Origin of the sequence: Rothia sp. CCM 9417, from assembly GCF_048513575.1 — a bacterium.
GTDB lineage: Bacteria > Actinomycetota > Actinomycetes > Actinomycetales > Micrococcaceae > Rothia.
In genome coordinates, this window is the sequence record NZ_JBLXXT010000006.1 from 65,372 (window position 1) to 88,863 (window position 23,492).

19 protein-coding genes are annotated in these 23,492 nt (G+C 57.7%); 9 read left to right on the forward strand and 10 right to left on the reverse strand.

The window, feature by feature from the left end; all coding sequences use genetic code 11:
• The first annotated feature begins 277 nt into the window (after positions 1 to 277).
• The 3 genes from ACN082_RS07820 (at position 278) to ACN082_RS07830 (ending at position 2,407) form a co-directional block, all read left to right on the forward strand.
• Complete coding sequence (locus ACN082_RS07820; RefSeq protein WP_419100301.1) at positions 278 to 556, forward strand: hypothetical protein; 279 nt, start codon at positions 278 to 280, stop codon at positions 554 to 556.
• A 4-nt stretch (positions 557 to 560) separates the two neighbouring features.
• A complete protein-coding gene (locus ACN082_RS07825) occupies positions 561 to 812 on the forward strand; it encodes a hypothetical protein (protein WP_419100302.1) in 252 nt (83 codons plus the stop codon).
• Positions 813 to 985: 173 nt separating this feature from the next.
• Complete coding sequence (locus ACN082_RS07830) at positions 986 to 2,407, forward strand: sodium:solute symporter (RefSeq protein WP_419100303.1); 1,422 nt, start codon at positions 986 to 988, stop codon at positions 2,405 to 2,407.
• A 98-nt stretch (positions 2,408 to 2,505) separates the two neighbouring features.
• On the opposite strand, the gene ACN082_RS07835 is transcribed toward ACN082_RS07830, so the two are convergent.
• Positions 2,506 to 3,522 (reverse strand): hypothetical protein, encoded by a 1,017-nt coding sequence (locus ACN082_RS07835; RefSeq protein ID WP_419100304.1) that lies wholly within the window; start codon positions 3,520 to 3,522, stop codon positions 2,506 to 2,508.
• Between the two features lie 177 nt (positions 3,523 to 3,699).
• Here ACN082_RS07835 and ACN082_RS07840 point away from each other — a divergent pair, with 177 nt between their 5' ends.
• On the forward strand, positions 3,700 to 5,349 hold the full coding sequence (locus ACN082_RS07840; RefSeq protein ID WP_419100305.1) for a thiamine pyrophosphate-binding protein: 1,650 nt from the start codon (positions 3,700 to 3,702) through the stop codon (positions 5,347 to 5,349).
• Between the two features lie 38 nt (positions 5,350 to 5,387).
• Here the strand turns inward: ACN082_RS07840 and ACN082_RS07845 are convergent, their stop codons facing one another.
• Entirely contained in the window at positions 5,388 to 6,260 is an 873-nt protein-coding gene (locus tag ACN082_RS07845) for a nucleotidyl transferase AbiEii/AbiGii toxin family protein (RefSeq protein ID WP_419100306.1), read from the reverse strand.
• Positions 6,257 to 6,820 (reverse strand): hypothetical protein, encoded by a 564-nt coding sequence (locus ACN082_RS07850; protein WP_419100307.1) that lies wholly within the window; start codon positions 6,818 to 6,820, stop codon positions 6,257 to 6,259. The genes ACN082_RS07845 and ACN082_RS07850 overlap by 4 nt, the downstream gene beginning before the upstream one ends.
• A gap of 103 nt (positions 6,821 to 6,923) precedes the next feature.
• Between ACN082_RS07850 and ACN082_RS07855 the strand changes: the two genes are divergently transcribed.
• Complete coding sequence (locus ACN082_RS07855; protein ID WP_419100308.1) at positions 6,924 to 7,565, forward strand: hypothetical protein; 642 nt, start codon at positions 6,924 to 6,926, stop codon at positions 7,563 to 7,565.
• A gap of 86 nt (positions 7,566 to 7,651) precedes the next feature.
• Here the strand turns inward: ACN082_RS07855 and ACN082_RS07860 are convergent, their stop codons facing one another.
• From ACN082_RS07860 to ACN082_RS07875, 4 genes are all read right to left on the reverse strand, one after another.
• The gene (locus tag ACN082_RS07860; protein WP_419100309.1) at positions 7,652 to 8,950 is read right to left on the reverse strand and encodes an ABC transporter permease; all 1,299 of its coding nucleotides are present in this window, start codon (positions 8,948 to 8,950) and stop codon (positions 7,652 to 7,654) included.
• Positions 8,947 to 9,789 carry an ABC transporter ATP-binding protein gene (locus tag ACN082_RS07865; RefSeq protein WP_419100310.1) on the reverse strand — a complete coding sequence of 281 codons (843 nt, stop codon included), beginning with the start codon at positions 9,787 to 9,789 and terminating at the stop codon, positions 8,947 to 8,949. The genes ACN082_RS07860 and ACN082_RS07865 overlap by 4 nt, the downstream gene beginning before the upstream one ends.
• Before the next feature lie 4 nt (positions 9,790 to 9,793).
• On the reverse strand, positions 9,794 to 11,230 hold the full coding sequence (locus ACN082_RS07870) for an efflux RND transporter periplasmic adaptor subunit (RefSeq protein WP_419100311.1): 1,437 nt from the start codon (positions 11,228 to 11,230) through the stop codon (positions 9,794 to 9,796).
• A gap of 463 nt (positions 11,231 to 11,693) precedes the next feature.
• Positions 11,694 to 12,932 carry an MFS transporter gene (locus tag ACN082_RS07875; RefSeq protein ID WP_419100312.1) on the reverse strand — a complete coding sequence of 413 codons (1,239 nt, stop codon included), beginning with the start codon at positions 12,930 to 12,932 and terminating at the stop codon, positions 11,694 to 11,696.
• Positions 12,933 to 13,020: 88 nt separating this feature from the next.
• Here ACN082_RS07875 and ACN082_RS07880 point away from each other — a divergent pair, with 88 nt between their 5' ends.
• Positions 13,021 to 13,782: a LamB/YcsF family protein gene (locus tag ACN082_RS07880; protein WP_419100313.1), complete on the forward strand. Its 762-nt coding sequence runs from the start codon at positions 13,021 to 13,023 to the stop codon at positions 13,780 to 13,782.
• 78 nt (positions 13,783 to 13,860) lie between these two features.
• Here the strand turns inward: ACN082_RS07880 and ACN082_RS07885 are convergent, their stop codons facing one another.
• Positions 13,861 to 14,757 carry a DUF559 domain-containing protein gene (locus ACN082_RS07885; RefSeq protein WP_419100314.1) on the reverse strand — a complete coding sequence of 299 codons (897 nt, stop codon included), beginning with the start codon at positions 14,755 to 14,757 and terminating at the stop codon, positions 13,861 to 13,863.
• Between the two features lie 165 nt (positions 14,758 to 14,922).
• On the opposite strand from ACN082_RS07885, the gene ACN082_RS07890 reads away from it, so the two are divergent.
• The 3 genes from ACN082_RS07890 to ACN082_RS07900 are packed head-to-tail and all read left to right on the forward strand — an operon-like array spanning position 14,923 to position 19,163.
• Entirely contained in the window at positions 14,923 to 16,686 is a 1,764-nt protein-coding gene (locus ACN082_RS07890) for a carboxyltransferase domain-containing protein (RefSeq protein WP_419100315.1), read from the forward strand.
• Between the two features lie 8 nt (positions 16,687 to 16,694).
• Positions 16,695 to 18,449, forward strand: a complete 1,755-nt coding sequence (locus tag ACN082_RS07895; protein ID WP_419100316.1) for an acetyl/propionyl/methylcrotonyl-CoA carboxylase subunit alpha — start codon at positions 16,695 to 16,697, stop codon at positions 18,447 to 18,449.
• Between the two features lie 21 nt (positions 18,450 to 18,470).
• A complete protein-coding gene (locus ACN082_RS07900; protein WP_419100317.1) occupies positions 18,471 to 19,163 on the forward strand; it encodes a GntR family transcriptional regulator in 693 nt (230 codons plus the stop codon).
• A gap of 119 nt (positions 19,164 to 19,282) precedes the next feature.
• On the opposite strand, the gene ACN082_RS07905 is transcribed toward ACN082_RS07900, so the two are convergent.
• Positions 19,283 to 20,518, reverse strand: coding sequence for an NRAMP family divalent metal transporter (locus ACN082_RS07905; RefSeq protein ID WP_419100318.1), 1,236 nt, complete (start codon positions 20,516 to 20,518; stop codon positions 19,283 to 19,285).
• A gap of 187 nt (positions 20,519 to 20,705) precedes the next feature.
• On the reverse strand, positions 20,706 to 23,486 hold the full coding sequence (locus tag ACN082_RS07910; protein ID WP_419100319.1) for a choice-of-anchor M domain-containing protein: 2,781 nt from the start codon (positions 23,484 to 23,486) through the stop codon (positions 20,706 to 20,708).
• Positions 23,487 to 23,492 lie beyond the last annotated feature (6 nt).

Genomic DNA, 23,492 nt, shown 5'->3' on the forward strand with positions numbered 1-23,492 from the left:
GAAGAGGGGGTCAAGCAGGCTCCTGTGAGCGCTGACACGAGATTTCACTCAACTATAACCCGTTTGCGGGGGCCTTTTGAGCTGTTTGCCCTGATTATTTATACCGGCGCTCATACATATACAGGTGGGGGCAAACCTAATACACGACGGCTTTGAAGCACTGCTCCCTGGCACAAGGGGGGCCGTATCTTTTTGCACCGAGGGTCTGCAAAAATGAAAGCTAGGTAAGACGCTTACGCAGGAAGCAGTTCAGCGCAAGCAGATCCCCCGAGAGGTTATGACCATGCAACCACGCAAGACAGCGCTTACAGCTTCACTGCTTGGGGTCTTTGCCGCCCATAATTGCGAGGAAGTAGCGCACTTCTACCGAGATATCGAAGCTCTCCCCCACCGCATTAGAGAGTGCGGTCCCTGGTCAAGCCAGCAGGATTTTGCCCTAGCTACGGGCCTTCTCACCGGAGCATCTGCTCTTGCACTGGTAGCAGGGGCCTGTCTGCCCCACGGTAAACTTCAGCAGGTTCTCGTGCTAGGCCCCCCCATCTGCTCTGGTGGGTAACGCGATGAGCCATATCTGCCGGGGCCTTATCCAGCGCCGCTATAACGGTGGGCTGATGACCGCACCCCTCATGGCGGGCATAGCGGGTCGCTTGATCACCAAGGCAGGGGCGGGGCTTCCTGCCCGCACCCGCTGGGGCATCTACATCGGGTCTAACGCAGCAACTCTTCCCTTGATTTTTGTGGCTCTTGCAGCGGGCAAAAGAGTCCGCCCGCTCTTACCAATAGCCCTTTCGCCCCAGACCTATTCAAAGTAGGTAAAAGGTATCCCATACCGCCCCTCCCCAAAGTACGGGCCGGGGTCAATGTGCATGTTTTTTCAAGAGACGGCTACAATAAACTGTGGCCTGCAACTCACCACCGTGAGGGCTTAGCCACATCAACGAACCCACTGGTCAAGCACACACGGCCTCAACACAAAGGAACACGCATGAACCTGGCCATTATTCTGCTGTATTTGGCAGCACTGATCCTCTTTGGCTACATCGGCAAACGAAAAGCCAAGAACGCCGAAGACTTCCGAGTAGCAGGCCGCAGGCTGGGCCCCGCACTCTACACCGGCACCATGTGCGCCGTTGTCCTGGGCGGCGCATCCACTGTGGGCGGCGTGGGCCTGGGCTACAAGTTCGGCATTTCAGGCATGTGGCTGGTTGTGGCTATCGCGGTCGGTGTACTCTTACTATCCCTCATCTTTGCACCCATCATTGCCCGCCTGAAAATCTACACCGTCTCCCAGATGCTCTCCCTGCGCTACGGTGTGCGGGCTACCCAGGTTTCCTCCATCGTCATGCTGGCCTACACCGTCATGATTGCCGTGACCTCCACTGCAGCCTACGCCACCGTCTTCAGGGTCCTCTTAGATATGGACCGTACCAGCGCTATCTTATTGGGCTCCCTGGTCGTCATCGGCTACTCCCTCTTAGGCGGTATGTGGTCCATTACCCTGACCGACATGATGCAGTTCGCCATCATGACCGTGGGTATTTTCTTGCTCATGCTCCCCTTCTCCCTGAACAAGGCCGGTGGCTGGCAGGGCCTGACGGAACGCCTGGACTCCAGCTTCTTTGCCCCCGGGGCCATGGGTATGGACACCATTATCACTATGTTCGTGATTTACACTTTGGGCATCCTGGTGGGCCAGGACATCTGGCAGCGAGTTTTTTCCGCTCGCTCACCGCAGGTAGCCCGCTGGGGTGGGGCCGGTGCCGGTATCTACATTGCCCTCTACGGTATTGCTGGCGCTGTCATCGGTATGGCTGCCGCCGCCCTGGCTCCTGGGCTTGAGAGCAAGGACGACGCTTTTGCCACCGTTGCCCAGAACTTCCTGCCCGCAGGTATCGGCGGTATTGTCCTGGCGGCAGGTGTTGCTGCCATGATGTCCACCGCATCCGGCGCTCTGATTGCAGCAGCTACCGTAGCTCGGGTCGATGTCATCCCCTTCCTCACCGGTAAGCCTGCCATGCAGGAAGAGGACCCCGAAAGCGATACAGCCCTCAAGGCTGACCGTATCTACCTGCTCATCCTGGGTGTCATCACCACCGCTCTTGCTATTGCCCTGACCGATACGGTCACCTCCCTGACCATTGCCTACGACATCTTGGTTGGAGGGCTCATGGTAGCTATCCTGGGTGGCCTGCTCTGGAAGCGGGGTACGGGGGTAGCTGCAGCCCTGTCCATGGCGGTTGGCTCCCTGGTGACCCTAGGTTGCATGCCGATCTTTGGGGTACTGGCTAACGAACCTATCTACTACGGTATCGCGGTATCCCTGGTGGTCTATGTGGTGGCCTCGCTGGCCACCAAGCCCACCGATCCTGCTGTCATCAAGACCTGGCAGGAGCGGCTGAAATCCTAAGGTCCTGGGCGAACTGCCCCGCACCCTAGCTAGCCCGGCTTACCTTCTCACATGGCCATCTTAGGCATGGGGAAGGCATAGGCCGGGCTCTTGCTTTCTTACTGGTAGGTCACCACAAAGGGTTTAGGTTCCAGGGCGTAGGTTTCTGCCGGGCTTAGCATGGGGGTATCTTCGTCATAGAAGTTTTTCCAGGAGGGCTTAATCTCGGGGTTCAGACCGGCTAGTAGCTGCTGATAGGTTGCCTCTTTAAGTTCGGGGCTACCGTGCCCATCGGCGTGGAGGGTCAGGGCCAGCTCAGGGTGCTTGCTCTCAAGCTGGGATCTATGAGCGATCATGGACAGGGTGAACTGGTGCAGAACCACCATTTTTTGGGGCAGGTGATTTTGCTGGGTCAGCTCAGCTAGATAGTCCAGGGTCTCATTGATTTCGCTGGCATCTACGCTCCCGATCTGTTGCAGGTGCACCTGGCCGGGGTAGATTCTCCATTCAGCATCTATACCAATGCCCACGTGAGGTTCTTTGAGCAGTTCTTCATAGTCTTTGACCTGCTCTGTAAAACTGCTATACCCGGGCTGGAAATCAAGAATGACGTAGATCCCCTCCTTGGCGGCCAGGTCTACGAGGGGGCGCAGGCTCTCCAGGCTGGCTTCGTCTGAATAATCGCCGTCCACACCCGGTGCCGAGCTGGCGACGGTAGCAATGATCTCAAAGGCCGGGATAACTTTCTCCTGGCTGTACCCCTGGTATTGGCTAGCTAAATCTTTGACTCTTGTAACCGACTCTTCTGGGCTTTGCTCCCCCAATGCCCCCAGAGAGGGGCCGCTGGGGTTGCCGTAAAGGGCAACATAGCGGTGAGCAAAGATTTCTTGGCCACCGCCTATGACTTCCTGGGGTTGGGCCTGCGGTCTTGGTGATGTTTGCTGGGCTTTCTGGGTGGAAGGCGCCGGGCCCTGAGGGGTTGAGGGATCTTCTGTTCCTTGCCCAGGACCACCGCAGGCGGCCGCGGCTAAGAGCGTGCAGGTGGTAAGGGTGAGTATCCTGAGACGACGTGGGGTGGAGAGGGGCATGGCATCCTGGCTATCTTGGGGGAGGGGGACCTGTTTGACCATTTTCATAAGTCTACTTAATATTTTATCCCTCTCTGCCGCCCACCTGCCTGACTCACCCCACAGAACCTCATAAGAATACTGTGCTGTGCATAACATTTCACAGGTCAGCCTCCCGCCCCGAGACCTTAAAAACCCGTATGCTAGAGCGGACGTTAAAAGAATATTTCAAGCTGAAAGGTACCCATGACCCACCCCTCCCTGCCTGACCGTAGCACCGAAGTAACCGAGCCGCGCCGCAACGCTGGCTACGCCATCCTGGCAACCCTGCGTAACTACGGCGTCGATACCGTCTTTGGTATTCCCGGCACCCACAACTTAGAGTTCTACCGCCATCTCGAAGAACTCGGCATCCACCCGGTCACCACCCGCCACGAGCAGGGTGCCTCCTACGGTGCCGATGGCTGGTCACAGACCCGCAACCTGCCCGGCGTTGTCATTACAACCTCCGGCCCCGGTCTCTTGAACTCCCTCTCGGGAGCCGCAACCGCCTACGCAGAGTCCCGCCCCATGATTATCCTCTCCCCCGGCCGCCCGGTAGGCCAGGAGTTCCGCGATATCGGCGCCCTGCACGAGACTAAAAACCCCACCGGTGCCGTCAACTCCATTGTGGAGTTCTCCCGCCGCGTGAACTCAGCAGAAGAAGCGGTAGATATTATCCACAACGCTTTCCGCTCCTTCACCCACAACCGCCCGCGCCCCATTCACATTGAGGTGCCCCTGGATGTCCTCGAGAGCGAAGTTGAGCTTGACCCCGCAATTCTGCAGGCCCGCCCCCTGGGCAAGCCTCAGCCTGCACCGGTCGATGATGTGCGCGAAGCCGCCCGTATTCTGGCAGAAGCTAAAGCGCCGCTGATTGTGGCCGGTGGCGGTTCTATCTCTGCCGCTGATGACCTGCTTACCCTGGCTGAACTTCTCGAAGCACCGGTTATTACTTCCGTCAATGGTAAGGGCGCTATCCCCGAGAAGCACCGTCTTTCCTTGGGCGCTGACCTGCGCCTGAGCGCCGCTCACGCTTTCTGCCGGGAAGCCGATGCCATGCTTATTATTGGCTCTAAGATCGGTGAAGCTGAGCTCTGGGACGGCGATATCCGCCCCGCAGGCCCGGTCATCCGCATTGATATTACCCGCGACCAGATGCTCACCAACATCACCCCGGACCTTGAGCTACCCGGGAACTCTCGGGCTGTTATCCCCCAGCTCCTCGAAGCTCTGGCGGAGCAGGGTGTCACCCCCGGTTCCCGCCAAGAGCGCAATCTCCAGGGCATCTTCGATGCCCTGGATAACGAGGGGCGGGCTATCGCCCCCGAGCTGGCAGAGCTTAACGAGCGCATCATGGAGATTCTGCCCCAGGACACCATCATTGCCGGTGACTCCTCACAGGTAACCTACATGGGCACCACCACCTTCTACCGGGCACCCCGGCCTAATTCCCTGCTCTACATGGCAACCTACGCCACCCTGGGCTACGGCCTGCCTGCTGCCATTGGCGCTAAGGTGGCAGCGCCCGAGCGTCCGGTGGTCTGTCTGCTCGGTGACGGTGCGCTCATGTTCGCTATCCAGGAGCTCATGACCGCTGTTGAGCAGCAGCTGGATCTGCCCATCATTTGTGTAGAGAACGGTGGCTACGGTGAGATTCGCCAGAACGAACGCGACCGTGGCATCGCGCCGGTTGCGGTAGACCTGGTTCAGCCTGATTGGGTCAAGCTGGCTGAGGGCTTCGGTGCCACAGGTTTCACCGCCACCATGGACACCCTTACGGAGACTGTTCAGAAGGCCCTGGAAACCCGCGGCCCCTCGGTGGTTCACCTCAAGATTGGTGAAACCCTGCGCTAAACAAGCACCCATAGGGGCGGTCGTGCCTTGCTCCCTTGCTACAAGGAAGGTGAGGGGCGACCGCTCTGAGTATATAAGGCGGAAGTCGTTGAGTTCCGCTCAATTTTCTGAATCAAATCATTTAACCAGGCCACAGCGTCCTCGACCGAACCCAGAACATCAAGCCCCTCACGTTCCTTGTCATACAGAGAAACCCAGTTGTCACCAACCGTCACAGCCGGTGGCCACTCGTGAGCCTTCCTATATTCAAAAAGACGGCGGCAGGTCCCAGAAACTATTCGGTAATCAACTTTTTCTTGCTTAACCAGAATCTGCAAATCCACTAGGTCACGAGCCCGATCACTGCCAGCGGCAGATACAGCATGAATTTTTTGTGCAATCTGGTGGTCAATACGCATAACCGGTACAGGAGCAGGTGCCGAAAACCCAAGCTCAGTGAAGAGTCTAACTAGTTCATCAGATATTCTTTTCTCGGGGTCAGAAGCATCATCAATTTCGTTATGCCCGAGCTCGAAATCAACCGTACACCAAGATTTTCCTCCATAGCTTAGCTTCACTTCAAATGGTTGCATCACATATCCAGAAGGAACCCCTGCCGGTGTTGGTGGAGCTTTCTCGATAAGACGCCCGGTAAAGCCTTCCCAACCTATTTCAAGAGACTCTTCAAACTCAGCACGGAAATCCTCAAGAGGGCTCATACGGGCCGCATCAAAATCTTTCGTAAACCGTGTATTTCGCCCACACCGAAGCGCCATCGCGCTACCGCCCTTAATTACGCCCTCAGGAAGCATCTGCCCCACCACAACAAGAGCCACAGTAGTGCGAAGACGTGTTTCCTCCTCCCCCGTATCGTGAGCAATATTCCGAATTCTATCCTGCAAAGACCGCAAATTTGGAGGCACATTTTTCATAGGCCCAGCCCCTTCTTAACGGTCTCCCACTCCTTTGAAGTAATAAGCCCCTGACTACGAGCATCACGTGCCGCCTGCGCTAACCGCTCGGGCTCAATCGTCTTACGGCACTCAAGAATCGCATCTGCTACCGGCTGTGAAGGGATTCCCTCATACTCAGTAACCCTTACCCCCTCCTTTGCCTTAGTCAGCCGAATAGAAGCAGGTAATGTTTTACGGGCAGGGCGCAGAGAAGCTACGCTAATATGCCGGGGATTCACCAGTGCTAGGTCATGCATTGCAAGCACGCTTTCCCCGTGCAGGTAGGCTCCCTTACCGGAGCGTAAAACCGCCTCTGCCAGGTACCCCAATGGGGATTCTGGGATGCTGTTATCGCGGTATAGACCATAGGCTATATTTTCAAATCGGCCCTTTTTACGTTGAGCTAACTTTGCTAGCTCTATGGCAGGAACGCCTACCTCAACGGCATCTTCAATGGTGACGTACCCGTAGTTATCTAGTGCAACCTCACGCAGAATTTCTCGATAGCTCTGGTCCCCCATACCAATACGTCTCACCATAGTCCCCCTTCCAAGCTCGCAGACAACAGGATACAAATTTATCTGCTGATATGAACAGGATAATACCAAAAATGGTATTATCCTGTTAGGAACAGGATAACATTTGGAGAAAATAGTTTTTCGTATGATCACTACAAGACCACAGCTCGCACAGCAGATGAAGGTTCGGTCAAATGGTATAGACCGCATGGTAAATGAGGGAACCCTCCCCCAACCCACAGGCTATAGCGGTATTATTCCATTCTGGGAAGATGTACTCCTCGATACATGGTTTAAACATTTGCAACCTGAGCAATCAGCATATGCGCCGGCAAAAGGGATTGGCGCTCAGGAATTCAAACTCTTCAACGCTTATATCTGCCCCGTAGTTCAGGGCACACCAGATACGTCCGGCTGGATTAGCTCTCGTCGCCCCAGCTACCTTGCACTCAGCCTTGACCGTCACTCCCGCATTCAAGTATTTGAAGTGCTCTGGGCAGAAACCCAACAAGGAGTCAGAGGAGAGACCCTCATTCGGCAAAAAGACGACACTCAGACCTACAAAGCACCGTGGGAAGAGATTCAAAAACTACGCGATAACTCCGAGCTCCCCCTCATCTACTTTCAGCTCAGTAACTCACCCGTTGGTGAACTAGAGCTTGAAAAACACTTCAGGAGAGGAGGCACAGTCAGTACCGCAACCTTATTAAACGCTATTGACCGGGGGTTTGCCACTGGCTTTAAAAACGGAAAAGTCATCCCATAACGAGTGGGGCACTTCCCGTATTCCTGCTTAAAACAAGCACACGGAAAGCACCCCAGCACCATACTGACTCAAAAACTACGAGCCACCTATTCGTATCTCAAGGCGTCAATGGGGTCCAGCTTAGCCGCCTTATTGGCCGGGTAGTAGCCAAAGAAGAGGCCGATAGCTAGCGAGAACCCCAGGGACAGGGTGACAGCGCTCAGCGGCGGGAACACAAAGGTCCCCAGCATATTTGAGCCCAGCATACCGAGCCCTCCGCCGACCAGTACGCCCAAGATGCCACCGACCAGGCAGACAATCATGGCTTCCACCACGAACTGCAGACGGATAGCTCCCCGGGTAGCGCCCAGGGCCTTACGGATGCCAATTTCGCGGGTACGTTCGGTCACGGTCACCAGCATAATGTTCATGACACCGATACCACCGACCAGCAGTGAGATACCGGCAATAGCCGAGATAGCTGCACTAATACCGGCCAGCACATCGTTGAAGGACTGTGTGGCCGCTGAGTAATCCATAATTTCAGCCATGAACTGCTCATCGGAACGATACATATTGGTGAGGTGCGCCTGAAGCAGAGCCTTGACCTGGGCCAGGTCTTTACCCTCCGCCGGGCGTACACTCAGGTAGGACCAGCCATCTGCATTCATGCTGCTGAACTGACCCTCAAAGGTGTAAGGCATCAAGACCGCGCCTGGCCCCGACATGCCCAAAAGACCGCCAGTATTATCAGGTTGGTAAACACCTACAACAACAGCATAGATGGTGCTGGAGCCACCCGAGCTAACCTCTACTTCTTGCCCCACCGCCTGAACAGGGTCGCCTCCCAGAAGTGACAGCTGGTCGGTAGAAATCATGATGACCGGTCGCTTGTTATCAATATCGGTTTGGGTGATAGCCCGGCCGGCCACCAGGTTCTTGGGGTTAAGCTCCAAGTAGTCCATATTGACGAAATTTATGAGACTCTCCGAGTTGGTCTGGCCCTCATAGGTAAGCTCAGCACCATAGGAGGCTGAGTTCCCCAGGGGAATACCGGCGATATTATCACCCATAACCTCTTTGAGGGTGTTAATATCATCAATGCTGATGAGGGAGTCCCCGGTGGGCATTTGGCCTGAGCTACCCATCATTCCATAGGGGCTAGATATGTTTGCAGAAGTTTGGCCTTCGTCCTCACGGGGCCGTTCTTTCACCTGGATATTGAGGTCATTGGCTCCCGAACTCACAACAGCTTGGTTAGCCTGGGTTTGCAGGGAGTGACCCAGGGTCAGAATCGCAATCACTGAGGCGATACCCATGATGATGCCCAAAAGGGTCAAGAAAGAGCGCATTTTATTGTTGCGCAGGCTACCCAGCGCTAGGCTGATTGACTCTTTGATGTTCACGGCTGGACCTCCTCGGGGGTGGGCTCAGTGCCGCCCGGTGCGGGCGGAACTACCGCTGCGCTAGCCACCGGAGCCGATAGAAGGCCGGTAGGGTCTGTAAGTCCATTGGCGCTCATATAAGGGGCGGCGGCCTCTTTACCGGTGACGATACGTCCATCAACCATGGTGACAATGCGGTCAGTTTCTGCGGCCAGCTCGGGGTTGTGGGTAATAAAAACGATGGTCTTACCCTGCTCTTTGTTGAGCTGATGAAAGAGGTCCATGACCATGCGCCCGGTCTGGCTATCGAGAGCACCGGTCGGCTCATCGGCCAGGAGCAGGGGCGGGTCATTGGCCAGGGCACGGGCAATTGCTACACGCTGTTTCTGGCCGCCGGAGAGGGCCGCTGGGCTGTTCTCCATCCGGTCAGCTATGCCCATCTGCTCCAGCAGGTAGGCGGCTCGTTCCCTGCGGTCACGAGCATTCATGCCCGCGTACATCATAGGCATCTCAACGTTCTTGAGCGCCGAGATGCGCCCAATCAGGTTGAAGCTCTGGAAGATGAACCCGATATTCTGGCTCCTGTAGAAAGCCAGTTCATCATCGCTCAGGTTGGGGATGTTCTCGCCATCAAAGGTGTAGTAGCCGTAGGTGGCCCGGTCCAGCAGACCAATGATGTTCATGAGGGTGGTTTTACCGGAACCGGACTGCCCTACAACCGATACGAACTCCCCACGATTGACGTGAAAGTCAATGCCAGGTAGAACGGTGATTTCGCTGGGGGTGCCCTGGTTAAAGGTTTTGACGATGCCCCGCATATCCAGCAGGGTTTCTGGGGGCTGTACTAGTTGCTGGCTCATGGTTTTACCAGCCGTAGCTCACGCCGGCGTCCAAAGTCACTGTCTCGCCCACACGGTAGCGGTAGTTCTCACCATAGGTCAGAACCATATCCCCTTCGGCCAGCTCACCGCCGGTGATAGCAATATCGATGTCGTTGGCAAGGCCGGTTTCTACAGTGCGTTCTTCAAGGACGTAGTTCCCGCCGTCCTGGGGTACAGCTACCACGACACTCTTGGCCCCCAGGTCATTGGTGTACACGGCGTCTACGGGTACAGCTAGAGAATCAGTTTCCTCGGCGGTAATGATGTTGGCCTTGACGCTGGAGCCCAGGTAGAGGCCCTCGCGGTCGCCGGTGACCTCGATAGTGACGGTGAAGGTGGGGCTACTGCCGGTACCCACACCGCTTACAGCAGTGCCTGCGGCTTCGCTACCGGCCTGCTGGGCTGAGTCCGCAATAGAGGCTACCGAGGTAACAGTTCCGGTGTATTCTTTGGTGCCACTTGAGCCTGCAGTGAAAGTGACCTTGTTGCCTTCTTTGACCTTGGGGAGGTCAGATTCGCGCACACTTGAGGTAATGGTCAGTTTTGAATCGTCACCGATAGTGACTACGGGGCCGGTTGCGGGGGCACCGGGCTTAGCAACGGTCATGACTACACCGTTAATGGGCGAGGTGATGGTTGCGCCATCAATGTCCTCTTGCAAGGAGGTAAGTGCCTGGTCGCGGGCCCTTTCGGCGCTGGTTAGGGAGGTCCGGGCGTTACCCAGTTCCGCTTCGAGGGTTGCAAGCTGGGTTGAGGCGGCGTTACGGGCAGTGCTAACACCGGAATCCGCATCGGACTTTGCGCCAGCGGCCAAGCGCTGGGCTGACTCGGCGGCTGCGAGATCGGCGTTTAGAGCGGTCAGGTCAGCACCTTCGGCAGCTGCTTGGTCGCGTAGTGCCCGAGCAGTCGCCAGGCTGTTATTAGCCTGGGTGAGCTGCTCAGCCGCAGTGCGCTGGGCGGCGAGTGCAGCAAGGATTTCGGGGTTGGTACCGTTGTTGATGCCCTGGTTGTGCTGGTCGTAGGCGGTTTGTGCTGCCTTAAGCGCCGTCTGGGCGGTGGTGACCGCTCCTTCAAGCTGAACGCGCTGGGTGTCTAGTTCCCCTTGCAGAGTCGAGGTATCAATGGTGGCTAGGGTCTGGCCCATCTCAACCCGGTCGCCCACAGCCACGTTGACGGCGCTGATGGGTGAGGTCAGGTGGGTGGTGACGCTACGGATTTCACCGGGCTGGATTGTGCCCTCCACACGAACTTTGTTGCTGACCCCTTCTTTGCTCAGAATCATGTAGTCGGTGGCGGGGATGGCTCCGCCGGAGGCTGTCGAGCTAGCACCGAAAAGACTGCTGAAGACGAGAACCCCAACCAGGATGAGGGCCACGACACCGGCTGCGATAGCGATGAGGACCTTGGTGAGAGTAGACATCTTCTTTTTCTTGCGTGGCCGGTGGGCGGGAACCGGAGGGGCGGGAGGCTGATCCATTGGCAGGGTAGGAGTGTCCATCGTCTGACCCTTCTGAGCGGGGGTAAATGTGGTGTATCTATCTTTTAGTGTAGATTCCACCTACCCAGAAAACACCGAGTGGATACTCAGAAACCCATAAATCATCCCGCAGAATGATTTATGACGTGAGACGCCCACCGAGCTCCGGCTGAGGGCATAGAAAAGGGCGGGCTCTTTCCGGCCCGCCCTCAACACGCACTCCTTGCCCCCTCACGGCTAGCGCCCTTTGCAGAATGAAACACATTTTCCTCAGGCAATAGGTACACACATCTGGAGTTCTTCGCTTATCTCCGCCCGACAACTACTCTTAGTACCAGTACGGCCCAGCAGTCTATGCCCTAACCCTGCCATGCCTGTAGGTAGGATGTGGGTTTTGGAGCGGTCGCTAGTCCATAGTTCTTCCGGCGGTTTCGGGCACAGCGCGGCGGGTAAAGGCAATCAGCCCCACACCGATGACCGCAAAGACCGCAAAAGTTGCCCCCAGCCCCAGGGCAGCAACCATCTGGGGGAAGAAGAGGGAGACGCAGAAGTTCGCCATCCAGGAAACAAAGGTGGCAACACCCATACCGGCACCGCGCACTCGGCCCGGGAAGAGTTCGCTCATGAGCACCCAGGTTACAGGGGACACCGCCCCCTGCTGAAAAACAAGGAAAATAATCGAGATCAGCAGGGTAGCCCAGGGGCGGGCAGAGGCATCAAGGAACTGAGAGGTCAAGGCCAGCAGCATCAGAGACACCGTGGTGCCTGCCAGACCCAGGGTGAGGACGAGGCGGCGGGGGAAGCGGCCCACGAACCAGAGCCCCACCGCCGCACCAATGACAGAAAGAACACCGTTAGAGATGTTGGCGGTCAGGGCGGCATCGGTAGAGAACCCGGCTTCGCGGAGTACCTGGGTGCCGTAGTACATCAGGGCGTTCACGCCGGTTGCCTGCTGGACGATACCGATAGCGCAGGCCAGAAGCAGGGTGGTACGCAGGGCCGGTTCTTGCCAGAGCTGGCCAAGTACCCCCCGGGCGGTAGCCGTAGACTTCCTATAGCCGGGCGACTCGGGAACTAGGAGCATACCCAGGAAAAGCACTAGGGCAGGGACCACGGAGATAGCGAACATGACCCGCCAAATCATGACGTTCTGGGCAAAGAGATTACCCAGTACGGCGTTCATAACGTAGGCAGCAAGCTGGCCGAAAACAATCATGAACTGGTTACGGGTAACGATAGCCCCGCGCCGGTTAACGGGGGAAATCTCTGCCAGGTAGATAGGAACCACCGCTGAGGCCGCACCGACAGCCAAGCCCACCAATACACGGAAAGCGATGAACACCGCCAGGTTGGGGGCAGATGTCAGCCCCAAGGAACCAGCCGCAAAAACAACCGCCAGCACCAGCAAAATACGGCGGCGGCCGAACCGGTCAATCAGCTGGCCCGCAGTCAGCGCACCAAACGCCGCGCCCAGCGTCAAGGCGGAGGTAGCCAACCCTTCAGCCGCCGGGGACAGCGTGAAATCCTGCTGGAGGAAGGGCAGGGCACCGTTGATAATGCCGGTGTCATATCCGAAGAGGAAACCACCGACCGAGATGATCCAGGTGTAAAGGGTGACCCGGCGGGGGTCGGCAGTCTGTTTCACGTGCACTCCTTGGTAGAGACCAGAGCAATTCTAGCCCCTACGCCCCGGTGATAAAAGAGGTAGCTTGTGTGCCAGGTAGGCTAGGAGTATGACTGCTCTTTCCATTGACCTCAATTCTGACTGCGGGGAGTCTTTTGGCTCCTGGGTCATGGGCGATGACACTGCAATGATGCAGACCGTCTCCTCTGCCAATATCGCCTGCGGTTTCCACGCGGGCGACCCCAGCGTAGCCCGCTCCACCGTCCGAGCCGCCCACCAGAAGGGGGTAACCATTGGGGCTCACGTTTCCTACCCCGACCTGGCTGGCTTTGGCCGCCGGTTTATGGATATGACCGCCACCGAACTCACCGATGCCGTCATCTACCAGGTGGGGGCGCTCCAAGCTATCGCGCAGGTGGAGGGCGCACAGGTGAGCTACTGCAAGCCGCACGGGGGCCTCTATAACGCCATCGTTCACCACACAGCACAAGCGCAGGCGGTTGCCACTGCCCTGCACGAGCTGGGAGACCTGCCTATCCTCTGCCTGCCGGGTTCTGCGGTAGCGAGCGCCGCCCGCGCCTTGGGCCTACCTGTCTTCTATGAGGCTTTTGCCGACCGGGGCTACACACCCGAAGGCAGCTTGGTGTCCCGGAGGGAACCGGGTGCGGTCATCCATGACCCCGAGGTGGTTGCTGAGCGTGTGGTCCGTATGGCCGTTGACGGTGAGGTGATCGCTGTGGACGGCTCACGCGTGACCCTGGATGCCGCCAGCATCTGCGTCCACGGGGACACCCCTGGGGCTGTGGCTATTGCCCAGCAGGTACGGGCCGCCCTGGAAGGGGCCGGGGTCCGTATCGAGGCCTTCGTCTAAACCTCAAGTGCGGCGCAAACCTTCATCTGCGTGTTCTTTGAACGGCATTTGGAAGGTTTACGCCGCGTTCACGAGCCATCAGCGCACACCGGCCCGCACTAGCTTTGCCCGCAGATTCTCGGGGTTACGGGCAACATCCTCCCACTGGACTCGGATAACCGTATACCCCAGCAGCTCCAAATGATGCTGACGACGGCGCTCTTTCTGAATGACCTCAACGGGGCTCCCATAGGTTCCTGAGTATTTGACCATTCCATCTACCTCCAGAATCACCCTGGTATCCTCCCACAGAAAATCCGGTCTATATACATTCCCCTTAACCCAGAGCTGAGCCTGCTCTACAGGGGCAGTAAAACCCCAGAGCAGAATCCAGTAACGGGCTAAGGACTCCGCAGGTGATTCGGCTTTCGCGCTCATATATTTAGCGATCTCTCGAGCTCTCAGAGCACCCCTCCCCTCCAAAGTTTTCAGAGCTTGAGATAGTTCCCCTTCCTGCACAAGATCGCGGTGAAGCAGATCATCAATGATGCACAGAGCATCGGGGCACGGGAGCACCCGCGCACAGTCCAGAGCTGTTTGCAGAGGGGTTGTGACAAAAGCACCTGACCGGAAAACAGCTTGCTCACATACCTGCAAACGGTTACGGCTCAAATGCACATTCCCTGCAACCTTGGCTGACGGGTGAGGGTGGCTTACCCAAACTTTTAGGGGCAGATCTAGGGTAGGTGCCCGCCACCAAAGTGCCGCTGAAACATGGCTCAGCACATATCCTCGATGAGTTTTGAGAAAACCCACATGACGGGCCAAGCAACGGCGAGTGGCATCCCATGTTTTCCATTGGTTGGCTTCAACATAGGCGTTGAAGCATATTTTGATGAGCTCGCCGTTTTTACTTTTTCGTGTAATTGCGGCGGAGCTTACGCCTTGATGCCGTAGCTCAGCCGATGTTTTGATGGTGGTAAAGAGGTCTTCCATAGGACCCAAAATTGTTCAGAAGATGTGCCTTGACAAGGGGTCTGGAGGAAACTGTGGATAAGTCTGACCTGGTGCAGTAGCTTGTGCGGCGCAAACCTTCATCTGCGTGTTCTTTGAACGGCATTTGGAAGGTTTGCGCCGCGTTCACTCCGTATTAGGTACCGCATGGGTAGCTGGCCTTGCGTGGGCAGCGCCACACCTGCCAGAATTGTTGAACAATCTACGGTTTTGATGAACGGACGCAAAGGGGTGCCCATGATTCACCGCCCGCACGACGGCGCAGACATCTACACGGTCAAGCCCTTTGGTGCCCTCGCAGCCCTGGTGGACTGCTGCACCCTCGAAAATGCGCTGTACCTGCACCTGCACCTCAGCAGGTACCCCGCCGTAGGCCAAACTGAGCTGATTCCGGCGGCCCGCACCGTCCTAGTTCGCTTTAGCACTTACGAGTACACCGCCGCCTTTCTGGCCGCTCCCGACCTGCCGCCGGTAATCGGTCATGTACGCGCCCACGGTCGCACGGTCACCATTCCCGTGATTTATGACGGCCAGGACCTGGCCGATCTTGCCGCCCACCTGGGTATGAGCGAGCAGGCTCTTATCTACGCCCACACCACGGGCCGCTGGTCGGTGGCCTTCGCGGGTTTTGCTCCCGGCTTCTTCTACTTACACCGGAACGATAAGGTGCTGGATGTTCCCCGCCGTGCCAGACCGCGCACCTGCGTCCCGGCGGGTTCGGTGGGGTTGGCCGGTGATTTTTCGGGTATCTACCCGCGCTCTTCGCCGGGTGGCTGGCAGTTAATCGGGCACACTAATGCGCCCCTATGGGACTTAGCGCAGAACCCTCCGGCGCTTTTGGAGCCGGGTATGCAGGTCCAGTTTGAGGCGGTCCGGGAACTGATTACGGTAGCCGGTAGGTCCCCAGCAGAAGAGCACCCGGGTAAGCCTGCACTTAGCGAGCTGGCTGCGGGCTTGAAGGTGCGCTCCCCCGGTATGCTTACCCTTTTTCAGGATGCCGGCCGCACCGGCCTGAGCCACTGGGGTGTTTCCCCATCAGGGCCGGTGGACCGCGCCGCCGCTGCAGAAGCTAACCGGCTGGTAGGTAACCAGTTGCAGGCAACCGTCCTGGAGAATCTTGCCGGTGGGCTGGCCCTTACGGCCCACCGCGATGTGGTTCTTGCCCTTACCGGAGCGCAGGTTCCTGCGCGGATCAGCGAAGATAACCCGGTAGATGCAGAAAGCCCTGCCCAGGAGGAACCGCTAGCTGTCACCTCCTACCGCCCCTTTGCCCTCAAACCGGGGCAAACTCTGACTCTAGGGGCTACCGAACGCGGCCTGCGCACCTACCTGGCTGTGCGTGGGGGTTTTGCGGCGCCCCAGCAGGCAACCAGTTCTTCCCGGGATACCCTAGCTGGCCTGGGCCCGGAGCCCCTAGCCCCCGGTGACCTACTGGCCCTAGCAGCAGAAAGTTCAGCGCTAGTGGGCAACCCCGTTCCCCCGCTCCCTCTACCCGGCGAGCAGATATTAACGATTCGTGCGGTGCCGGGGCCCCGCCAGGACTGGTTCACCCCGGAATCGCTGACCCGTTTCACAGAGGCAATCTGGGAGATTTCGCAATCCAGCGACCGTATCGGTGCCCGCCTGGTGCTATCCGAGTCTGAGGGTGGCGGTGAAAGGCCAGAACCCACCGAGGTCCTGGCCCGTCTCAGCGACAAGGAGTTACCGAGTGAGGGCATGGTGGCGGGAGCTATGCAGGTTCCCCCCAGCGGGGAGCCTGTTATCTTCCTGGCCGATCACCCGGTTACTGGCGGCTACCCGGTGATTGCAACGGTTCATCCCGATGACCTGCGCCTGATAGCCCAGGCCCCTCCCGGCACTAAACTCCAATTCTGCCTTGTTCCCTTTGACCATCTGACCCCACAGAAGTGAGTTCTACAATGCGTAAAGTTTTGATTGCTAACCGCGGCGAGATTGCCGTCCGTATCATTGGCACCTGCGCGCAGCAGGGGATCGCTTCTGTGGCTATCTACGCAGATTCCGATGCCGAAGCTCTGCACACGGCTTTGGCTGATGAGGCCTACGCCCTAGAGGGGTCGACACCGGCTGAAACCTATCTGGATATGCATAAGGTTCTACAGATTGCCCGTATTTCTGGGGCCACCGATGTTCACCCCGGCTACGGTTTCTTGGCTGAGAACGCTGATTTTGCCCGTGCGGTCATTGACGCTGGCCTCACCTGGATTGGCCCGGCCCCCGAGACTATTGAAGCTCTGGGCGATAAGGTCAAGGCCCGTGAGCTGGCGCTGTCGGTGGGTGCGCCTTTGGCTCCGGGGTCAGACGGGCCAGTAGCCAGCGCGGCAGAAGCCCGTGCCTTTGCGCAGGAGAACGGCCTGCCTTCCATCATTAAGGCGGCGCACGGTGGCGGCGGGCGCGGTATGCGTATCGTGCGGCACCTGGATGAGGTTGAAGAGGCTTTCACCTCTGCAACACGCGAAGCCCAGGCCGCTTTTGGCAATGGGGAGTGCTTTATTGAGCGCTTTTTGGAGAGGCCCCGCCACCTTGAGGCGCAGGTGGTTGCTGACTTCCAGGGCAACGTCCTGGTAGTGGGCACCCGCGATTGTTCCCTACAGCGGCGCAACCAGAAACTTATTGAGGAGGCCCCGGCCCCCTTCCTGACCGATGACCAGCGGGCCGCTATTGAGCGGGCTTCTGCCGATATCTTCCGGGCGGCGGGCTATGTGGGTGTGGGTACAGCTGAGTTTATGGTGGCCCAGGACGGCACTATTTCCTTCCTTGAGGTCAATACCCGTATTCAAGTGGAGCACCCCGTGACCGAGGAGGTCACCGGCCTAGACCTGGTGGCTCTCCAACTGTCGGTGGCCGCCGGGGAGCCTCTGCCCATGACCCAAACCCCTGTAGCACACGGGCATGCTTTTGAATTCCGTATCAACGCGGAGGACCCGGCCCGGGGGTTTCTACCTGCCGCTGGCAGAATCGAGTCCATCAGCTTGCCCTCTGGCCCCGGTATCCGCTGGGACGCCGGTGTGCGCCCGGGTTCTGTAGTCAGCGGGGATTTTGATTCTATGCTGGCTAAGCTCATTGTTTCTGGTGCTACCCGCGAGCAGGCGCTACGGCGGGCGCGGTTTGCCCTGCGTCAGCTTGAGATTTCTGGGGTGGCTACCGTGCTCCCCTTTGATCGGCAGGTCTTAGAAGCGCCGGCTTTTACCGCCGAGGGCGGCGAATTCGGGGTCTACACCACCTGGATTGAGGACGTCTTCCTGGCAGAGGGTAGCGGTGAGCCAGATGTAGCCTACCGCCAGCCCCTGCTGCCGGTGGGTGCTAGGACCTTCCCGGGGAGCGGGGTCACCCGTTTTACCCTGGAGATCGACGGTACTCCGCACCGGGTGGGCCTACCCGATTCTGTTTTTGCGTCCCTGGGGAGCGCAGGGGCACCGGCAGGTACAGCCGAGATAGAAGGGCCCGGTCAGGTTCTTGCACCTATGAGCGGGTCGCTTTTGCGCTTTACCGTGCAGCTAGGAGACCGTGTGGGGGCAGGCACCCAGGTAGCTCTGCTGGAGGCCATGAAAACCGAGGTTCCGGTGCTGGCGGAGTCTGCGGGAACCGTGGCTGAGCTACTGACTGAGCCTGGTGAACGCGTCAGCGCGGGTTCTGCTCTCATCCGTTTTGACTAGGGGCACCCGTAGGATAGTGCTGTGACTTCCCAATCCCTTGATGCCGCCTTTACCCCGGAGCTGAGCACCCTAGCGACCCATCGGCCCGCCGATATGCAGGCTCCCCAGTGGGCGGCTTCTGCTTTGCGTTCCGCTATGGATGCCGCTGCGCTGACCCCCGGCACCCAGTTGGTCGAAGAACAGCTAGCCGCCCTGCTCGATGTTTCCCGCAACACCCTGCGCCAGGCTTTTACTGAGCTTGAAGCTGAGAACCTGGTGCAGAGGATCCCCTACCGGGGAGTCTTCGTGATTCAGCCGGATGCTGAGCAGGTGCGGGAGCTCTTTATTGAGCGGTGGGCTGTTGAGTCCGCCGCGATTGGCCTCGCCCCGCTTGGGGAGAACAGTGATGCCCGTGCAGCTATTGACCGGGCCCGTACCGCCCAGGCCCGGGAGCAGGTGCCCCAAATGGCGAGCGCTAACCAGGATTTCCACCGTGCTCTGGTGGCTTCGGCTCGGTCGCAGCGGCTGAATCGGGCTATGTCCCGTATTTTGGCGGAGATGCGGCTAATTTTCTTTGAGTTGTCACACGATATGGGTTTTCATGCGCCTTTTATCGAGAAGAACGCCGAGTTGCTTGCCCTGGTTGAGGGTGGGCAACGGGAGGCAGCGCATCGGGCTTTGCGGGCCTATTTGGATCTTTCGCGTGACCGTTTTTTGCAGGAGCCTGTACTCTAAGGGCTTGTGCCAAAGCAGTGCTACAGGATTTAACTCAATCAGCCTTTTTAACACAAAAGCACCGTGCCTGTCGGCTAGTTGAGCGCTGACAGGCACGGTGCTTTTTGAGCGGGTTGGTTTTAGCCGGCCCAGAGCTTGGCGATACCGCTGAGTGAGTTGAAGCCCAGGTAGATGGTCAGGAGCCAGGAGGCCCAGCCAATCACAATCAGCCAGATGGGGTACTTGTAGCCGTCTAGCAGGGTCTTGGCACGGAAGGTTGCCACAAAGAGGATCACACCAAAACCAAGGGGCAGAATCAGACCGTTGACGGCACCGGCCACAATCAGCAGGGTGGAGGGTGCTTTACCGGCAATGATAAAGACGACGGTTGAAATAACGATAAAACCGATGGTCAGCGCGTTCTTGACGGTGACGGAGGTCTTAGAGCTGGTCACGAAGGACACGGAGGTGAAGGCCGCACCGATGACCGATGAGATAGCGGCTCCCCAGAGAATTAGGCCGAAGATGCGGATGCCTATTTCGCCTGCCGCGATGCCGAAGGCTTGGGCGGCAATAGATTTTTCGGTGTCCATGGCAACGCCGGTGGCGACAACACCCAGGATGGCGAGGAAGAGCAGGAAGCGCATCACACCGGTGATGATGATGCCGGTGACCGATGAGCGGGAGATGTCTTTGACGTGTTCTGCACCGTGGATTCCGGCCTCCAACATACGGTGGGCACCGGCGTAGGTGATGTAGCCGCCTACGGTGCCGCCGACCAGGGTGGTGATGACGGTGAAGTCAACCTGTTCGGGCAGTACGGTGTTTTTGAGGGCGTCCTCTACGGGCGGGTTGGAGACAGCGGCAACGTAGAGGGTTGCCAGGATCATGATGGCACCCAGAATAACCACGATACGGTCCAGGGCCATACCTGCCCGTTTGGAGAGGAAGACACCGATAGCGAGGACGGCGGTGAGGATGCCGCCTGTGGTGGCGTCCATGCCGAGCATGGAGTTCATGCCCAGGCCGCCACCTGCTACGTTGCCCACGTTAAAGACGAAGCCACCCAGGGCTACCAGGATAGCTAGGAAGATGCCCAGGCCGGGGATCAGGGAGTTAGCCAGTTCTTGGGCTTTGCGTCCGGAGACACCGATGACGCGCCAGACGTTGAGCTGAACGGCGACATCGATCAGAACTGAGATCAGGATGGCAAAGGCAAAAGCCGCGCCCATTGTGTAGGTGAATTGCCCGGTTTGGGTGATGAAGCCGGGGCCGATGGCGCTGGTGGCCATGAGAAAGAGTGAGCCGAGTAGGGCGGTGCGGCGGCCCTTGGCGGCTTGCTCTTGGTCAGTGATCAGGGCTTGTGCATCTGCCATGTCTCTCCTTGGAGGTTGTCATGCCCCGGTAAGGGAGGGCATGAGTGCTCGGTTTATAGACATAGATTACAGAATGACTGCTTATTGGCGTGGGAGAAAGCTGCGAAAGCGTGGACCCGGAGCTGCCGGGCGGTCTGTTTCTTAGCGTGTAGCCACCCCTGCTCAGGGGTGGCTACATGCTCTGGTTTTATCTTGAGGGTTTAGCCTTGCGGTAGCTTCGGCATACTGCTCCTGTGAGCAGGGCCAGGGCGGCAAGACCCACCAGGAGCCCCACTGCTGATACGCCTGTGGATGCTAAGGATGGTGGAAGCTGAGCTCCCCCTTCTTGAGCTTGCTGAGCCGGTTCCTGCTCCTTATGAGGGGCCAGCAACTGTGTCTTCCCGGGTTCGCTTGGGGCTGCGGGGGACGTGCTGGTTGGTTGCTGATCCATAGTGCCACTGGTCTCTAGCTGGTGGAATTTATGGTGACTTTCCTCCTTGGGGCTGGGACTTTCGGGTCCGCTAGCTCCTTGGGTTTTACCGCTGGGGCCTTCCCCCTTGTCCGCGGGGCCTTGCAGGGTTTTGGTTTCGCTTCCCTGCTCTGGGGTTTGGGCTGAGGGGTCAGGAGACGGAGCTGAGGGATCTGGAGACGGGGCTGGTGCGGTAGCTCCCTCAGAAGGAGCCGGGTCCGTGCCAGTTTCGCCCGGCTTTCCATCCTGCTGGCAGTCCTCAATAGCCTGATCCCCTACAAGGAATACAAGCTTTTGGGGTTGGGATGCTTTCTGCTCACCGTCAAGGGTTCTGGCACTGTAGTAGGCCTCAAATTCATAGATGCCGGGGGCCGTGAACACCCAGTGAGCGTGTACGTGGGTGGGGAAGTCTACCGGGATGAGATAATCACCTTTACGGGAATCCGCAAGTAGGTTCACCCCGGTAAAGGGGGACTCTTGATAGATAGCGAAGTTGCTACCGTCCGGTTTGTGAACCGGGTTCAGGTGTAGCTCAACCGGGCCTTCAAGACGTGAGTAGTCAATATCTTGTGTATTCCACCCTGGCCAGATGATGCCCGGCTCTTGATTTTGGGGTAGGCCATAGAAGGAGTCTCCAGCTTTACCCAGAAAATCTAGCTCCGGGGCTGTGAGCGGTCCTTGACGTAGATTTCTTGCCTGGTTACCTACGGCAAAGACGACCTCATCAAGTGATCGCTCAGTTGCCTGACGGGAGATCTGTCGGGTTTCATCTTTTAAGAATGTCTTGAGTCCCTGCTCTCCGAGCTGAGCCTTAATATCTACATGGCCCTCTGTCAGGATGTACCTTCCCTTGTAGGGTTCTATGGAACATTGTGGGGCTGAAGCTGGGGTCTCGGGGGCAGGGTCAGCCGGGGCAGGATCAGCCGGGGCAGGGTCAGCCGGGGGTGCCGGGTCTTGAGGTTCTACCGGGTCTGGCTCATCAAGCAGGGTAATACTTCCTTGAGCCTGATAGCTCTTCCCCTGGGCATAGGAGTCTGTTACCTGAATACTTGCTGCCTGAGCCTGCATATCGGGGTGGGGGATAATCTGAGCAATAACACTTTCCCCATCATAGAACCAGCTATCTTGGTAAACGTATTCAGCAATACCGTTGACAAAATGCCCCTCAAAAGTGGAGTCATAGTATTGGCTGTCAGCCTCCTTAAAACCACCAGCTAGGAAGCCTCGGAAGTTGGGGTCTTTCGCTTGCACTATCAGCTTGCTGTACCCCTCCCGCTCTGTAGGCTCAAGGGTAAGGGTAAAGTCCCCGCTACTGGGTCGGTAAAGTTCACCGGTCATCGTGAAGTTATCTGGGTCCCTGTGCTCTTGCGGCCAGCTCCCTTCTCCTTCCGAGGAATCTCTGGAGGCTTCTACACCGGGGGCATAGTCAAGAGGCTGAGAGATCCAGCGCGCCGCCTGATCATGCTCACTACTTGGGGTAAAGACAGCCTGTAGCTGCCCAGGTGTGCTCCCCAGAAGCTCATCCCAGCTGGCCCTACCCTGCGAAACCGGCAAATCCGTCAAAAAGTATCCGTTGTTAAAAAGCGTTAAAGTCCCTTCAAGAGAGCTGTTATCAGCCTCAAAAGCAATATGGGTGAGGTTCTGATCGCCGGAACGTTGGCCTTCCCTATAGGGGCGAATGCTGAGCCTGTAGTCCATATCTGCCAGCTTGCCTTCTGGAGCCTGCTGGTAGCGTTCGAGGGTGCTGAGACCCTGGGGGATACCATCTCCCGGCTGGGGGGATCGGCCTCCGACCTGCCAAATAATTTTGGTGGGTTCTGATTGAATTAGCTGGCCCTCAAGGCCACGGGCAACGGTCCGGTAAGTCACCTCATAGCGACCAGCGGTCGTAAAGGTGGTTGCGTTGTGGGTATGGCTACCGGGGCGAAGCAAGGACGAATTAAGGCCGGGAGTTTTGGAGCTCATCATACGCCTGAGAGCAGATGGATCCCACTGATGGTGGTAGCGGAAGAGTTCCATTTCGCCCGGGCCGTTAACATCCATGATATCCAGGGCGAAAGTTCCATCTCTAAAGTCCTCTACGGGGATATCAGTCTCTGCACCAAAACCAACCCAAGCAGGATCATGGTTCCCCTCCGGCAGGCCCGGTGCCATGTAGAGAGTATCGCCTGGCTTACCCAAAAAGCTCTGCTCTGCCGATTCATCGACGGTAAAGGTGTACTGGCTCCTACCTGTCATTTCTGACCAGCCTTTGCCTAACCAGATGATGCTTTCATCAGCGCTATAGGGGCCCTCTTTATCCCCTTGAGCAGGGGCTTCATTACGGAGCACAAAATGGTTATCGATCCAGGCTGTCTTGGGGGCATCAATGTGTGCCCGACTTGTAATAATTTTTCCGTCATCAGGCCCGGCTGTAGCCGGGAGCGAGCCTGCCACAAGAGAGGCCAGCACGAGTGAGGACAGGGTCAGAAGACGGGCCTTAGAAAGGCTCTTGCGAGGTGTATGTTTCTTGACTATCACGGTGTA

Coding starts and splice junctions, on each gene's coding strand:
- ACN082_RS07820 (WP_419100301.1), top strand. CDS start 278: ATGACCATGCAACCACGCAAGACAGCGCTTACAGCTTCACTGCTTGGG.
- ACN082_RS07825 (WP_419100302.1), top strand. CDS start 561: ATGAGCCATATCTGCCGGGGCCTTATCCAGCGCCGCTATAACGGTGGG.
- ACN082_RS07830 (WP_419100303.1), top strand. CDS start 986: ATGAACCTGGCCATTATTCTGCTGTATTTGGCAGCACTGATCCTCTTT.
- ACN082_RS07835 (WP_419100304.1), bottom strand. CDS start 3,522: ATGAAAATGGTCAAACAGGTCCCCCTCCCCCAAGATAGCCAGGATGCC.
- ACN082_RS07840 (WP_419100305.1), top strand. CDS start 3,700: ATGACCCACCCCTCCCTGCCTGACCGTAGCACCGAAGTAACCGAGCCG.
- ACN082_RS07845 (WP_419100306.1), bottom strand. CDS start 6,260: ATGAAAAATGTGCCTCCAAATTTGCGGTCTTTGCAGGATAGAATTCGG.
- ACN082_RS07850 (WP_419100307.1), bottom strand. CDS start 6,820: ATGGTGAGACGTATTGGTATGGGGGACCAGAGCTATCGAGAAATTCTG.
- ACN082_RS07865 (WP_419100310.1), bottom strand. CDS start 9,789: ATGAGCCAGCAACTAGTACAGCCCCCAGAAACCCTGCTGGATATGCGG.
- ACN082_RS07870 (WP_419100311.1), bottom strand. CDS start 11,230: ATGTCTACTCTCACCAAGGTCCTCATCGCTATCGCAGCCGGTGTCGTG.
- ACN082_RS07880 (WP_419100313.1), top strand. CDS start 13,021: ATGACTGCTCTTTCCATTGACCTCAATTCTGACTGCGGGGAGTCTTTT.
- ACN082_RS07885 (WP_419100314.1), bottom strand. CDS start 14,757: ATGGAAGACCTCTTTACCACCATCAAAACATCGGCTGAGCTACGGCAT.
- ACN082_RS07890 (WP_419100315.1), top strand. CDS start 14,923: ATGGGTAGCTGGCCTTGCGTGGGCAGCGCCACACCTGCCAGAATTGTT.
- ACN082_RS07895 (WP_419100316.1), top strand. CDS start 16,695: ATGCGTAAAGTTTTGATTGCTAACCGCGGCGAGATTGCCGTCCGTATC.
- ACN082_RS07905 (WP_419100318.1), bottom strand. CDS start 20,518: ATGGCAGATGCACAAGCCCTGATCACTGACCAAGAGCAAGCCGCCAAG.